This is a genomic window from Paenarthrobacter sp. CM16 (genome assembly GCF_013179505.1).
In the GTDB taxonomy this organism is placed as follows: Bacteria; Actinomycetota; Actinomycetes; order Actinomycetales; family Micrococcaceae; genus Arthrobacter.
In genome coordinates, this window is sequence record NZ_JABMCX010000115.1 from 1 (window position 1) to 14,451 (window position 14,451).

Consider the following 14,451-nt stretch of genomic DNA (forward strand, 5'->3'; position numbering starts at 1 on the left):
TGCCGACGGCGTTCCCACCGGCCTCCTCCTCGAAGCAGCCGCCATGGAACTGATCCAACGGCACATCCCGTTGGAACCTTTTGCCGAGCGCAAAGCCAGGCTCGCCGCACTCCTGCAGGACTTCGCCCGATCAGGACTGACCGGCGGACACATCATGGATCACAGCGAGGAATCGGCCCGCCTTATGCAGGCCCTGGAGAAGGACGGCGGCCTGCCGCTGCGCCTGCGCAGTGCCCCGTGGTGCATGCCGGGCACCAATGAGTCCGACTGGAAGGAACTTGCCCGCGCCGTGGGAACCGGGGGCCGGCGGTGGTCCGTCGAGGCCATCAAGCTGTTCGTGGATGGAACAGTGGATAACGGAACCGCGTGGCTTCATGAACCAGACACCTACGGCGAATCAACTGCGCCGTTCTGGCCCCGGCCCGAGGAATACTCAGCCGCAGTCCGTTACTTCGCCGCACGCGGCATCCCTACGGCCACGCACGCGATCGGGGATGCGGGAGTGGAACATGTGTTGAACGCACTGGAATCCTTGCACGGTACTGTGCCGGCGGATGTCCTTCGCCGCACTGTCCACCGCATTGAACACATCGAGACGGTTCCGGACACGCTCGTGGCACGGTTTCGGAGTGCGGGCGTGGTGGCCAGCATGCAGCCCACGCACTGCACCCACTACTCAGCGGCGGACCACAGCGACAACTGGTCCACCCGTCTTGGCACCGAGCGTGCACACCGCGCATGGCGCTGCAGGGACCTTCGCGACGCCGGTGTGACGTTGGGCATCGGCTCGGACTGGCCCATTGCCCCATTTGAGCCGCTTCCCATCATTGCCGACGCTCAATTGCGACGGCGATCCGGCCATCCGGAGCAAGAGCCAATCGCTCCGGCCCAGGGACTCACCGCCCTCCAGGCACTGGAGGGCTACACCTCGCATGCCGCAAAGGCTGCCGGGCTGTGGGACGTGTCGGGTTCCATCACGGTGGGCAAAAGGGCAGACTTCACCGCGTTCGAACTGGATCCACTGACCACCGACCCCGACGAGTTAGCTGCCAGTACTGTCCTGGGAACGTTCGTTGACGGCGAAGTCCAGTTCATGCTGGAGCGACTCTCCTAGCGGGAAGGCCCAGAGGTCATCTTGTTCTTGGTCCTGGCAGTTGGCGGGGCCGTCCACGGGTCTTCGGGCCAGGGGTGCTTGGGGTATCGCCCACGCATCTCGGCCCGGACCTGGGAGTAGGGACCGGACCAAAATGAGGCGAGATCATCGGTAACGGCCAAGGGCCTTCCGGCTGGCGACAACAGGTGGAACAGCACCGGGACCCGGCCATCGACGAGCCGCGGCGTGCTGTCCCAGCCGAAGCATTCCTGGAGTTTGACCGCCACCACCGGCCTGCCGGCGTCGTGCTTTTCCGCCCCGCCGTCCGTAACCTCGGGATAGTCGATCCGGACACGCGAACCGCTGGGAACCTCCAGGCGCTCGGGAACCAGGATGTCCAGGCGGGTGGCCTCCGGCCAGGGCAGGAGCCTCCGTAAGGGATCCGCGAGGTTGATCGACATGACCGAACCCCCGCCTGCCAGCTGTTCCAGCTCCGGGGCCAGCCAGTCCTCCAGCCGGGCCAGAAGTTTAGCTTCCCTGACGTCCGGCCACGGTGCACCCAGTTCGCGGTGCAGCAGTGCCAGCCGCCGTCTTAGAGCATCAGCCGCGGATGACCAGCCGATCATGCCCAACCCGGTTTTAGCCAAGGCCTCCCCCACCGCCCGGCGACCGGCTTCGGCGCTGGGGCGGATCGGCGTGGAGGACAAGACAATAGCCCCTAACCGGCGTTCAAGCCGTGCGGTCACTTTCCCGTGGTCAAACTTCGCCGACACGGCTTCAAGCTTCAGACCCGGTGCTGCCGCTTCTGCCAGCTCCTGGGTCAAGGGGGCTGCCAAGCGGATGACAGCGCCGGTTCCTGCGGCGTCACGGCCCTGGGCGCGGGAGACTTCGGCCACTGCCAGCCACTGGTGCCCAGTCAGCGGACTTCCCGCTGGCAGCCCGGCCCGGGTCCCGGAGGACAATAAGTAGGTGGTGGATCCATCGCCGGGAACGCGCCGGGCCACGCGATCCGGGAAAGCCAGCGCCACCACAAAGCCAGGCGCTTCGCGGGCTGAGACTTCCGCGCGAAGCCCGGAAGGCACGACGACGGCCGCTTCCTGCCGTGCCATCGACTCCATCCGCTTGGCCTCTTCGCCGAAACGGCGGGCAGCCGGGTCCGAACCCGACCTCAATGAGCTAAGGAGTGTAGTCAGGTCCGCGCCAGGGGTGCGTTGGTCTCCAGCTACAAGGGCCACCGTTTCTGCAGCTGCCCGTGAGCCCACCACAGCCGAGCCGTCCAGCAAGGCGCGGGCAAGGCGCGGATCGGCAGGAATCCGGGCCAGGGTCCTGCCGAGCATCGTCACCGTCCCGTCGGCCGCAATGGCGCCTAGCTCGCGGAGGACCTCCACGGCATCTGACATGGCGCTGGCAGGCGGGGCATCGGGCAGCCGCAAGCCTGTTCCTCCCGGTGCGCCCCAGCAGGCGAGGACCAACGCGGCTCCGGTGAGGTCGGCTACGGAGATTTCCGGAGTTTGATGTGCCGGTGAAGCTGCGAAATCCTGGGCGTCGTAGCAGCGCACCACTGTGCCTGGTCCTTGCCGGGCAGCTCGGCCGGCGCGTTGATCCGCCGATGCCCGCGAGCAGGAGACGGTCACCAGGCCGGACATGCCACGCCCCGAGTCCCTGCGTGGTTCCCTGGACAGTCCGGAATCAACCACCAGCCGCACACCTGGAACAGTCAGGGATGACTCAGCCAGGGACGTCGAGACAATGATCCGCGGTGGACCACCCGGGTCCCTGCCGGATACCGCCCGGTCCTGGGCGTCCGCGCCGATTCGGCCGTGCAGCTCCAGGACCTCCACGTTCCCGGGAACGTGGAGGCGTAGGCGGGCGGCGACGTCGGACACTTCGCGGGCACCCGGCAGGAAAACCAGCGCATCCACCTCAGGGTTGGCTGCCAAGGCAGAAGCATGTGCGGTTGCAGCCGTTTGGGCCACATGATCCAGGAAGGCGCGCGCCACTCCCCGATCGTTAAGACGGCGCTCCCGGGCCGGAGCCCACCGAACTTCCAGCGGGTAAAGCGCGGAGGCGCAGTCGACCACGGGAGCCGGCCCGTCGTCGTCGGGCGCTGGCCCGTTCTGCTCCAGTAAAGCTGCAAAACGCGCTGCATCAAGGGTTGCCGACATCGCGATCAGAGTGAGGTCGCCACGAAGCTCCCTGACCTCGGCGAGCATGCCCACCAGCAGATCGGTATCGAGTCCGCGCTCGTGAACCTCATCCAGGACCACGGCGTGGACGCCCTCAAGTCCGGCGTCCGAGAGGAGGCGTCGGAGAAGGATCCCCGGCGTCACGAACTCGACCACCGTGTCCTGGCTGGTTTTGCTTTCCCCGCGGACGGTGTAACCCACCCTGCCGCCCAAGCGGCTGCCGTCCAGCGTGGCCAGGCGGCGTGCCGCAGATCGCGCCGCAACTCGCCGGGGCTGGGTAACCACTATGCGTGGCTGGGTCTTCCGGGGACCAGGCAGGTGCGTGTCAGTACCGACGTGCCGCTGTGACAGCAAATTCGCCACCAGCGGGGGCACGAGGGTGGTCTTTCCTGTGCCGGGCGGGGCCTGCACCACTGCCACGCCGCCGTCGCCCTGCCGTTCAAGAGCCGCCGTCAGGTCCGCGAGCGAATAAGCAAAGACCAGGCCCTTGCCGATGGTGTCCAGTCTGAATGTCACCAGTCCATTGTCCCTGTTGGATGGGACAGGAAAGGCCACGCCGTAGTGACACGGGCGTGGCCTTTCCATCGTACTGCGGCGTCCGGTGGCGCCTTTTCCTAGCCGATGGTCGAAGCGTCGATGACGAAGCGGTAGCGGACGTCGGAGGCGAGAACGCGCTCGTACGCCTCGTTGATCTTGCTGGCCGGGATGACCTCGATCTCTGCGCCAAGGCCGTGTTCGGCGCAGAAGTTCAACATTTCCTGGGTTTCACGGATGCCGCCGATGGCTGAGCCCGCGAAGCGGCGGCGGCCCGTGATCAGCGAGAACACGTTCACCGGCAGTGGTTCGGCCGGGGCACCGACATTGACCAGGCTGCCGTCGAGCGTCAGCAACTGGAGGTATGCGCTGATGTCGATCGACGCACTGACCGTGTTGATGATGAGATCGAAACTGCCGCCGAGCTCTTCGAACGTGGCGGGATCGCTGGTGGCGTAATAGTGGTCCGCGCCCAGCTTGAGACCGTCCTCCATCTTCTTCAGCGACTGTGAAAGAACCGTCACCTCAGCGCCCATGGCGTGGGCGATCTTGACGGCCATGTGGCCAAGTCCGCCAAGCCCGACGACGGCAACCTTCTTGCCGGGGCCGGCACCCCAGTGGTGCAGGGGCGAGTAGGTGGTGATGCCTGCGCACAGCAGAGGAGCAGCAACGTCAAGTTCCAGCCCTTCGGGAATGGTGACGACGAAGTCCTCGTTCACCACCACATGGCTTGAGTAACCGCCCTGGGTGATGGTGCCGTCACGATCAACAGCACCGTAGGTGCCCACGTTTCCCTTGAGGCAGTACTGTTCTTCGCCTGCAAGGCAGTTCCTGCACTCCTTGCAGGAGTTCACCATGCAGCCGACGCCGACGCGGTCGCCCACTTTGTGCTTGGTGACCTCCGAGCCAACCTCGGTAACGATGCCGGCAATTTCATGGCCCGGGGCCAGGGGGTACTGCTGCGGGCCCCAGTCACCGCGAACGGTATGGATGTCAGAGTGGCAGATGCCGGCAAACTTGATGTCGATGTTGACGTCGTTCGGACCGACCTCACGGCGTTCGATGGTAGTCAGGGTCAGGTCGCCTGTGGCCGAGGGGGCAGCGTAAGCGTTAGCGGTAGGCATGTTTCTCCTGCGTCGTGAACGTTATTGGATATTTCCATCTAACCCTGTTTCCGTTGACGCAAGGAGTTACTGCTGTAAGGGGTACTGACAGGGACTCCCTTAGCGGGGCAAAGGTCCTACCGTTGAAGCATGGACAACCGGACCGAGACGCGCGATTTCCTTTCCACCCGGAGGGCGAAGATCACCCCCGAGCAGGCGGGATTGGCCGCGTACGGCGGCAACCGTCGGGTCCCGGGGCTTAGGCGCGGCGAGGTGGCCATGCTGGCGGGAGTGAGTGTTGAGTACTACACACGGCTGGAACGCGGGAACCTGTCCGGCGTCTCGGAGAGTGTGCTGGAATCGCTGGCCAACGCGCTGCAGCTTGACGATGCCGAACGTGCGCACCTGTACGATCTCGCCCGCGCTGCAAGCGACGGCGGCAAGTCCCGGCGTCGGCCTGTCCGGAAGCAATCAATCCGGCCCGGCGTACAACTGACCCTGGACGCGATCACAGGCTCACCGGCTTTTATTCGCAACGGCAGGCTCGACCTCCTTGCCACCAATGCCTTGGGCCGGGCGCTGTACTCGGATATCTACGACAGTCCTGCCGGACCGCCCAACCACGCCCGTTTCCTCTTCCTCGATCCTCGCAGCCACGATTTCTACGCCGACTGGGAGCGGGCCGCCAACGACACCGTTGCCATCATGCGGACCGAGGCCGGACGCGACCCCTATGATCGGGGCCTTAGCGACCTCGTGGGTGAGTTGTCCACCCGAAGTGAAGAATTCCGGGTCCGATGGGCCTCCCACAACGTCCGCCAGCACTACACCGGGAAGAAACACTTCCGGCACAGGGTAGTGGGCGACCTGAACTTGTTGTATGAAGCCCTTGAACTGTCCGCCGATGCGGGCTTGACCTTGACGGTCTATAACGCCGAACCCGGCACGGGCACGGCCGACGCTCTTCAATTGCTCGCCAGCTGGGCCGCGACCCCCAACGTGTCCGGTGAAACCGAGCCCCTACGTCGTCCCCGGTAGTACGCGGTGACGCAGCAGGGTCACGACGGAGGACTAATAATGTCGCACCCCCATGACAGTGTTGAGATATGGGAGTCATCGGGGAGATCGTAGCAAGGCGGGCAGGTTCACCCCGCGCTTCTGCTCTGCTGCGTCCGGTTCCCCCGAGGTCCTCCAACGGGCCTGCCCGGGGCCCGGCCTTCAAGCGCACGACGACGACGGACACACCCGCTGGTAGCGCCACTACTGTAGGGCTGCTCCGCGATCTCAAGGGGGAGGCTTTGTCGGCGCGGTCCAGCTCCGACGTCGCCATGAATCCCGTGGGCGAACCGTTGGCTCAGGCTGCCGCTGCGTTGGCTTCCCTCCGTGAATCCGTCACAGAGAAGGCCCGGCTGTTTGGATTCGAGGAAGCCGCTGATTTCGCTGGCAAGGTCGAGGATGTTGCGCGGGTACTGGAGTATCTGCAGGTTGTTGCGGCGCAGGCGGTGGAACGGGCCCGGACGGAGGCGCTACAGGCCAGTCCGGGGTCCTCGGACGCTGCGTCGGAGTGGCGGACGGGCTGGGTTGAGCCGGTGCCGGAAACTGACGTGGGTTCCGGTACTAGCGTGGGCTCTGGTTCCGGCGGGGGTTCTGGTTCCGGCGGGGGTTCTGAGGCGCCGGCAGCCGGGTCCAGGGCCAGTGTTGTGGATGATGGGTACCGGGACGCGGCACAGTTCCTGCGGGCGCGGTTGCGGATCGGTATCGGCGAAGCCCGGCGCAGGCTCGCCCTCGCCCCGGACGTCCTCCCCCAACCCGGCATGATTGGCCAGGACATCCCTGCCCGCCGCGTGATCCTGGCCGAAGCCCTGGCCTCCGGAGAACTGCCCGCCCGCTCAGCGTCGATCATCAGCAGTGCCCTGGACAAAGTCCGGAACCTCACCGACGACGCCACCATCACCCGGATGGAACACGCCCTGACCAAAACCGCGGTCGAGTCCGACCCGGACTTCGTCACCACCATGGCCAAACGCTGGACCGAATCCATCGACCAGGACGGACCCGAACCCTCCGAGGAAGTCCTCCGCCAACACCAAGGCGCGTTCCTGCGCCGCCGACGCCGCTACGGCCTGCACCACATCGAAATCTTCGCCACCGCCGAACAATACGAAACCCTCACCACCACCATGAACACCGCGGCCAACCCACGCCTGACCACCACGGGCTTCGGCACTGTCACGGGCGCTGATGCCGGCGGCGGCCCTGACCTTGACCGGCGCTCCCGGGCCCAGAAACTCCTGGACGGCCTCACCGGTGCCTGCAGCCTCGCCATGACCACCGCGGAACTACCCTCCAACGGCGGACTCCGACCCCAACTCACCGTCACCATCGACTACAACGAACTCTTCGATCAACTCACCCAACACAACCCGCCCGGCAATGACGCCAGGACAGGCACCGGCACCGCTACATTCCTTGGCCCGATCCACCCCAACACCATCCGCAAAATAGCCTGCGACGCCGACATCACCCCCGTCCTGCTCGGCAGCGACTCCCGCGTCCTGGACATCGGCCGCACCACCCGGATCTTCCCACCCCACATCCGCAAAGCCATCACCGCCCGCGACGGCGGCTGCGCCTTCCCCGACTGCACCATGCCCGCACCCTGGTGCGAAGCCCACCACACCACCTACTGGTCCCACGGCGGCACCACTTCGACAGACAACGGCACCCTGCTCTGCAGCCACCACCACCACCTCATCCACAAAGAACAATGGCGCATCGACATGACAACCGGCGTCCCATGGTTCATCCCCCCACCCCACATCGACCCCCAACAAACACCCCGACGCAACCACCACCACACACCCCACAGAACATAAAGGGCGGGGTGGAATGAGGGCGCGGCCGTACAGATCCGTCGCTACAGGCGCACACGCACCTGCCTCGTGCCGGGATCTCGGCCGGCTCTGTCCGCCAGCCCCGCGGTTTTTCGCTCCAAGGCGGAGCGTTCGGCACGCACTTGCCTCCACGAGACGACCAATGCGGGCCAAGAGCTGATTTCGTACCGTTGGAACCAGGTATGAGGCTTTCAGCGCACCGTTTGCCAGGCCTCGTGCAAAACAACGATTCGCTGCCAATCCGTTTCCGAAAAAGGGATCCCCCGGTTGTAGCCGGAGGATCCCTCTTTGGCAGGTGATGAGGGGTGCCCCTAGCGGCCGCCTCCTCCTATGACCCCTGCTTCAACAGCCTTGGCAACAGCATCAGCTTCAGGCTGGGTGAGTTTTCCGTCAGTGACGGCCTTATCCAGTCTGGTCTTCAGCGCGGCCGACCGCTCCGCCGTGGCATCGGCGCGAATCTCCTCCAAAGCCGCAGTGACCTTGGCCTCGTCCACGCCCAACGCTTCGGCGAGCGACGAAGCCAGGGCTGCGTCCTGTTCCGTACGGTCCGGCTTGGTTCCTTCGGCTCCTTCGGCGGGCGGCGTGCTGGGTTTGTTCGCCTCGCGGAACGCTTTCAAAGCCTCAGTGACTTTTGCCTCCTCAACGCCCAGTTTGTCGGCCAACCGGGCGGCGATCTGACCCCCGTCCCGTCCATGGCCGTGCCCTCCGGGCTTTCCGCCGCGTTCTGAAGGCGTGGTGGCATCTGCGGAGGACGTAGCGCTCGGCGACGGTGTGGTGGCCGCCGTCGCGATGCTGGTTACTCCCAGTCCTGCGCCCAGCGCCAGTGCTCCGGCTGCCACACCCAGGGTGATTCTCTTGAACTTCGACATATGCCTCTCCTCAATGAGCCGTTGCTACGGCTGGTGTCTGAGGAACGGTCCGTGAAAGACCGCCCTTCCAACACCATGCGAGACCCACCACAGCCCGGGCTGTTGCGAACCTGTCATTCGGCTGTGAAAGCGAACCGGAACCTGTGAGGGACGTCCTCAGCGGGCCTCATCAGCGGACAGAACCTCAGGAATGTGGTCCAACGCCTCAAGCAGCCTCTTGACCGATCCTCCCAAATTCCAGTCAGTGGCCAGTTGCTCAAGTTCAGCGCGTGCGTCGCCGGTAACGGGGCGCAGTTTGGCACCCGCTTCCTCCAGTGTGGGCACCTCCAGGTCGCGCACGACATTGACGACGGCGGGGGCTACCTTGAGGTAGTCGGCCGCCGCGGACAGCTTGGCCCGGATGCCGGCCGACAACCCGCCGTCGGGAGCGTCCGCCGCCTCAAGCAGTCCTTCCAATGATCCGTGGGCGCCGAGCAATGACGCCGCCGTTTTCTCTCCAATGCCGGCGACGCCGGGGAGTCCATCCGAAGCATCGCCCCGGAGCGTGGCGAAGTCTGCATATTGCTGAGGCAGGACACGGTACTTGCCCACCACTACGACGTCGGTGAGTACCTCCAGATTCTTCATGCCGCGGGCCGTATATATGACGCGGACGCCGCGGTCGTCGTCGACGAGCTGGAAAAGATCGCGGTCACCGGTCACCACGTCCGTTGGGAAGCTCGCTTGGCTCGCATAGGTTCCGATAACGTCATCGGCCTCATGCTCGTCAACGCCCACCACAGCAATTCCGGCAAGGTCCAATACGCGCCGGATCATGGGAATTTGAGCTTCAAGAGGGTCCGGGACAACCTCAACGTCCGGGCCATTCGAAACGGTCTCCGCAACCCTGTGTGACTTATAGCCGGGGATCAGGTCCACGCGCCATTGCGGGCGCCAATCGTTGTCCCAGCACGCCACCAGATGTGTGGCTTCGTAGTCGGTAGTGAGGCGGGCGATCATGTCCATCAATCCCCGCACCGCATTCACAGGTGTTCCGTCGGATCGGCGAATGGAATCGGGAACACCGTAGAAGGCTCGGAAGTACAGCGAGGCGGTGTCCAGCAGCATCAATCGGGGCATACCTGATCCTGACATGCCGTAGCCCGATCTGCGGGAAACTACACAGGATTTCCGGCTCGGAAGGCGTCAGGGACTTGAACACGAGTGTGAGCCGGATTACGATGATCTGAGCGATAATAGAACAGTGTGTTCTATTATCGCACACCCTCAGTGCAGTAACCCACAAAGAAGTGAGGAAAGCCCGTGCAGTTCCACCACCACGGTTACGTATCCGGCGACCCACGGGTCGAGCCCGCGGCCGGCGTCGGAATCAATCGCCCAGCAGAACTTCCGGACGAAGTTGATGTCCTCATTGTGGGTACCGGCCCTGCCGGCATGCTGACGGCCGCCCAACTGTCCCAGTTCCCAGACGTCACCACACGCATAGTTGAGCGTCGCCCGGGTCGTCTGGCTATCGGTCAGGCTGACGGCATCCAGGCGCGCAGCGTCGAGACTTTCCAGGCGTTCGGATTTGCCGAGCGGATCATCGCGGAGGCCTACCGCATCACGGAGATGGCTTTCTGGAAGCCGGACCCCGCAGACCATTCACGTATTGTCCGGGCGGCCCGGGCAGTGGATGACCCCGCCGGCATCAGCGAATTCCCGCACCTGATCGTGAACCAAGCACGCGTGCTGGACTATTTCGCGGAGTTCATGGCCAGCTCCCCCACGCGCATGACCCCTGACTATGGCTACGAATTCCAAGGCCTCAACGTCACCGGCGAGGGCGATTACCCGGTGACCGTCGCCCTGCTCCACACCTCAGGATCCAACGAAGGCCAGGAGCGGATCATTCGCGCCAAGTACGTCGTGGGGGCCGATGGTGCGCGGAGTAAGGTTCGTGAGTCCATCGGCTGCCACTTGGCCGGCGATCAGGCCAACCACGCCTGGGGTGTCATGGACGTTCTCGCCGTCACCGACTTCCCGGACATCCGCACAAAATGCGCCATTCAGTCCGGCGCAGGTGGCAGCATCCTCTTGATCCCGCGCGAGGGCGGTCACCTGTTCCGCATGTACGTGGACCTGGGCGAAGTCAACCCCAATGACAAGGGCGCCGTGCGGAAAACCACCATCGAGCAGATCATTCAAAAGGCCAACGACATTCTTCACCCTTACACCTTGGACGTACGCAACGTCGCATGGCACAGCGTCTATGAAGTAGGCCATCGGCTCACGGACAGGTTCGACGACGTTCTGCCGGAGGACCGCGGTACCCGCACGCCCAGGGTGTTCATCACCGGCGACGCATGCCACACGCACAGCGCGAAGGCCGGCCAAGGAATGAACGTTTCCATGCAGGACGGCTTCAACATCGGCTGGAAGCTTGGTCACGTCCTCGAAGGCCGCAGCCCCGAAAGCCTGCTGGATACCTACTCGGCTGAGCGGCAAGTGGTGGCCAAGAACCTCATAGACTTCGACAAGCAGTGGTCCACGCTGATGGCCAAGAAACCTGAAGAGTTCGAGGACCCGGCAGAACTGGAAACCTTCTACACCACTACCGCCGAATTTCCTGCCGGCTTCATGACCCAGTACGCCCCTTCCATGCTGGTAGCGGAGGCACAGCACCAGGAGCTCGCCGCCGGTTTCCCGGTGGGCAAGCGTTTCAAATCAGCGCCAGTCCTGCGGGTCTGCGACACCAATCCCATGCACCTGGGCCATCATGCGAAAGCGGACGGGCGTTGGCGCATTTACGTATTCGCCGATTCCGCGCAGGCGGGCGCTCCGGGACCGGTCGCGGACTTTGCCGAGTGGATCGCGAACTCGCCGGACTCGCCGTTGGCGGCAACGCCGTCGAACTTTGACCGCGACGCCTGGTTCGACGTCAAGGTGATCTACCAGCAAGACCACACCAACGTGGACATCAACGCTGTACCTTCGGCCTTCAAGCCCACTGTCGGGCCGTTCAAACTGACCTACCTCGAGAAAGTCTTCGGCGCAGACCCCAACGCGGATATCTTCGAGATGCGCGGGCTGAGCCGCGAAGGGGTGGTTGTGGTGGTCAGGCCGGACCAATACGTCGCCAACGTCCTGCCCCTGACCGCGACGGCGGAACTCGGCGCCTTCTTTGCCCCGCTGCTGGCTTCCCACCCGGGAGCCGGGCTGCTCCGGGCATAGGGACCACGCGGCGGACCAAGGGTTACAGGGTGGTTAGGTCATTCTGACCTAACCACCCTGTCAAAACCGGGTGACGAGGAAGACAATGAGGTGTGGTCCCTCCTCGCACCAACCCGGGCGGTGACACGCTGAACTCCGCCGCAAGGAAGATTCAGCGGGTCTATCTCACGCTGACGCTGGGGAACACCATTGCAGCATCCTTCATCTGGGGCATCAATACGCTTTTCCTGCTGGATGCCGGTTTAAGCAACCTGGAGGCATTTGCCGCCAACGCATTCTTCACGGCAGGGATGGTGTTGTTTGAGATCCCCACCGGCGTCATAGCTGACGGATGGGGCCGGAGGGTTTCTTTCCTGCTGGGCACGATCACCTTGGCGGTATCGACCTACCTGTACTTTGTGCTGTGGCAGGTCTCGGCCCCGTTCTGGATGTGGGCTGTGGTGTCGGTGCTGCTGGGCTTGGGGTTCACCTTCTTTTCCGGCGCCGTAGAAGCCTGGCTCGTTGACGCCCTAAGATATTCCGGTTACGACGGCGGGCTGGAATCCGTTTTGGGCCGCGGCCAGATGGTTCAGGGTGTCGCCATGTTGGCAGGTTCCGTAGCCGGCGGCGTCATTGCCCAAGCGACAAGTCTGGGAGTGCCGTTTCTCCTCCGGGTAGGTGTATTGGCTGCCATGTTCGCTGTGGCCTTTGCCTTAATGCACGACGTCGGATTCACGCCTGAACGCTCCACGCACCCGCTCCGTGCAATCCGTGCCGTGCTGACAGCGTCCATCGAGAACGGTGTGAAGAATCCGCCCGTTCGCTACGTGATGTTGGCAGCCCCCTTCAGTGCCGGCGTCGGAATCTATGTTTTCTACGCACTGCAGCCGTACCTCCTCAACCTCTTTGGCGACCCCCGCGCCTACTCCATTGCCGGGCTGGCCGCAGCGATCGTGGCAGGCTCACAGATCCTGGGCGGATGGTTGGCTCCCCACGCTCGGCGCCTCTTCCACAGACGCACGTCTGTGCTGGTCTTCGGTGCGCTGGCAGGTGCCGCTATCCTGCTGATCCTCGGGTTTACCAGCAACTTTTGGGCGGCATTGGCGCTGCTGGCGCTTTGGGGAGTGGTGGGTTCTGCTGCCGTGCCGGTACGGCAGGCCTATATCAATGACATGATTCCATCCAAGCAGCGGGCCACGGTCCTGAGCTTCGATTCCCTCATGGGTTCAAGCGGCGGTGTGGTGATCCAGCCCCTCCTCGGCCGGGGAGCCGACCTCTACGGCTACCCTGCATCCTTGGCCGTGGCAGGTGTGATCGAAGTTGTTGCCGTGCCCTTCCTGCTGGCCAGCCGGAAGCAGAAGGCTCCGGCCGATCGGGGCAGCACAGCCGGGACTGAAACGGAACAAGGAACCCTCCCGTGAGCAAGAAGACCGGGACCGGTCAATTGCCGTGACGGTCAGAAATGGTGACCGGATGTGCCGTCACCGGGAAAATCTGATGCAACTGTGAACAGGCCCGCTGAACCACCGAGCGGAGCCAGGCGTTGGCGGGGTCCTCCGTTTGCGAGGGGTGCCAGTACATCGCCTCCACCAATGCAGCTTCAAGCTCTGCATCGAAGTCCAGGACTTCGATATCGGCTCCGCGGCGGGCCCGGGACGCCAGCATCCGCGGCACCAAGGCCACCAAATCGGTACCCTCCACCAGAAGGGGCAGGGACAGGAAGCCCGCCACAGTGGCAGCCACCCGGCGTCGAACGCCCCTGGACTCAAAAAGCTTGTCAGCGGGAGTGCTGATACCCTCTCCGAAATAGCCCACGGCGTGCGGCATTTCCACCAGGTCGGCCAGGGCCACCGTGGAACGCTGCAGCAGTGGGTTGCCCGCATCAACCACCGCTACAAAACTGTCCCGGAACAGCTGTTTTGATTCGCCCTGCATCCTGTAGCCGGTGGGCCCTACCAAGAGGTCCATCCTGGAGTACTCGGCCAAGGTTCCCGCAAGGCCCGAGGTAGGAACGAAGTCCACCAGCACGCCAGGCGCCTCGTTCTGCAGGATGCCCCGCAACGGCCCCACAATCAGGGCTGCCGCGTAGTCGGATGCGGCAATAACGAACTCCCGCGTGCTCGAGGTCGCATCGAAACCCGAACGGACGCGCGTGGCCCGCTGGACATGGAGCATGGCCTCGTCTACCAGGGGGACCAACGACTGCGCAAACGGCGTGAGATCGTAGGTGCGGCCATGTCGTACCAGGAGTTCGTCATCGAAGTGCCGCCTCAACCTGGCCATTGCCGCGCTGGTAGCCGGCTGGCTGAGCTGGAGCCGTTCAGCCGCCCGGGAAACGTTCCGCAGTTCCAGCAGGACCTGCAGTTGGGGCAACAGGTTCAGATCCAGGTTCTTCATCCCCCTAGGTTATCCAGCCACGACCACCCTCAATGGCCCACCGGCACCAACCGCGGCCCCCGGGCCAGGACGATCAGCAGCGCCAGGCCGCAAGCGACGCCCAACACACCGAGGGCGAGAGCCAGGTTGCCCAATGCGGCAGCGGTTGCCCCCAGGACAATGGGCGTCAGGAACTGGCCAATG

Annotated in this window: 10 protein-coding genes; 5 read left to right on the forward strand and 5 right to left on the reverse strand. The window is 64.2% G+C overall.

The window, feature by feature from the left end:
- On the forward strand, positions 1–1,114 hold a 1,114-nt coding region (locus HP499_RS11850; RefSeq protein WP_172324258.1), incomplete at its 5' end, for an amidohydrolase.
- On the opposite strand, the gene hrpB is transcribed toward HP499_RS11850, so the two are convergent.
- Positions 1,111–3,864 carry an ATP-dependent helicase HrpB gene (hrpB, locus tag HP499_RS11855; protein ID WP_172324259.1) on the reverse strand — a complete coding sequence of 918 codons (2,754 nt, stop codon included), beginning with the start codon at positions 3,862–3,864 and terminating at the stop codon, positions 1,111–1,113. The genes HP499_RS11850 and hrpB overlap by 4 nt on opposite strands.
- 29 nt (positions 3,865–3,893) lie before the next feature.
- Positions 3,894–4,937 carry an NAD(P)-dependent alcohol dehydrogenase gene (locus HP499_RS11860; RefSeq protein WP_172324260.1) on the reverse strand — a complete coding sequence of 348 codons (1,044 nt, stop codon included), beginning with the start codon at positions 4,935–4,937 and terminating at the stop codon, positions 3,894–3,896.
- Between the two features lie 129 nt (positions 4,938–5,066).
- Here HP499_RS11860 and HP499_RS11865 point away from each other — a divergent pair, with 129 nt between their 5' ends.
- A complete protein-coding gene (locus HP499_RS11865) occupies positions 5,067–5,954 on the forward strand; it encodes a helix-turn-helix transcriptional regulator (RefSeq protein WP_172324261.1) in 888 nt (295 codons plus the stop codon).
- A 68-nt stretch (positions 5,955–6,022) separates the two neighbouring features.
- Positions 6,023–7,792 carry an HNH endonuclease signature motif containing protein gene (locus tag HP499_RS11870; protein WP_172324262.1) on the forward strand — a complete coding sequence of 590 codons (1,770 nt, stop codon included), beginning with the start codon at positions 6,023–6,025 and terminating at the stop codon, positions 7,790–7,792.
- A gap of 329 nt (positions 7,793–8,121) precedes the next feature.
- Here HP499_RS11870 and HP499_RS11875 read toward each other — a convergent pair whose 3' ends face one another.
- Together HP499_RS11875 and HP499_RS11880 are read right to left on the reverse strand one after the other, a co-directional pair.
- Positions 8,122–8,679, reverse strand: a complete 558-nt coding sequence (locus HP499_RS11875; protein ID WP_172324263.1) for a Clp protease N-terminal domain-containing protein — start codon at positions 8,677–8,679, stop codon at positions 8,122–8,124.
- Between the two features lie 156 nt (positions 8,680–8,835).
- A complete protein-coding gene (locus HP499_RS11880; RefSeq protein ID WP_172324264.1) occupies positions 8,836–9,813 on the reverse strand; it encodes a 5'-3' exonuclease in 978 nt (325 codons plus the stop codon).
- Positions 9,814–9,981: 168 nt separating this feature from the next.
- Between HP499_RS11880 and HP499_RS11885 the strand changes: the two genes are divergently transcribed.
- A complete protein-coding gene (locus tag HP499_RS11885) occupies positions 9,982–11,892 on the forward strand; it encodes an FAD-dependent monooxygenase (RefSeq protein WP_172324265.1) in 1,911 nt (636 codons plus the stop codon).
- Between the two features lie 92 nt (positions 11,893–11,984).
- Positions 11,985–13,292, forward strand: coding sequence for an MFS transporter (locus HP499_RS11890; protein ID WP_309138381.1), 1,308 nt, complete (start codon positions 11,985–11,987; stop codon positions 13,290–13,292).
- A 19-nt stretch (positions 13,293–13,311) separates the two neighbouring features.
- On the opposite strand, the gene HP499_RS11895 is transcribed toward HP499_RS11890, so the two are convergent.
- The gene (locus HP499_RS11895; RefSeq protein WP_172324266.1) at positions 13,312–14,268 is read right to left on the reverse strand and encodes a LysR family transcriptional regulator; all 957 of its coding nucleotides are present in this window, start codon (positions 14,266–14,268) and stop codon (positions 13,312–13,314) included.
- Between the last annotated feature and the right edge of the window lie 183 nt (positions 14,269–14,451).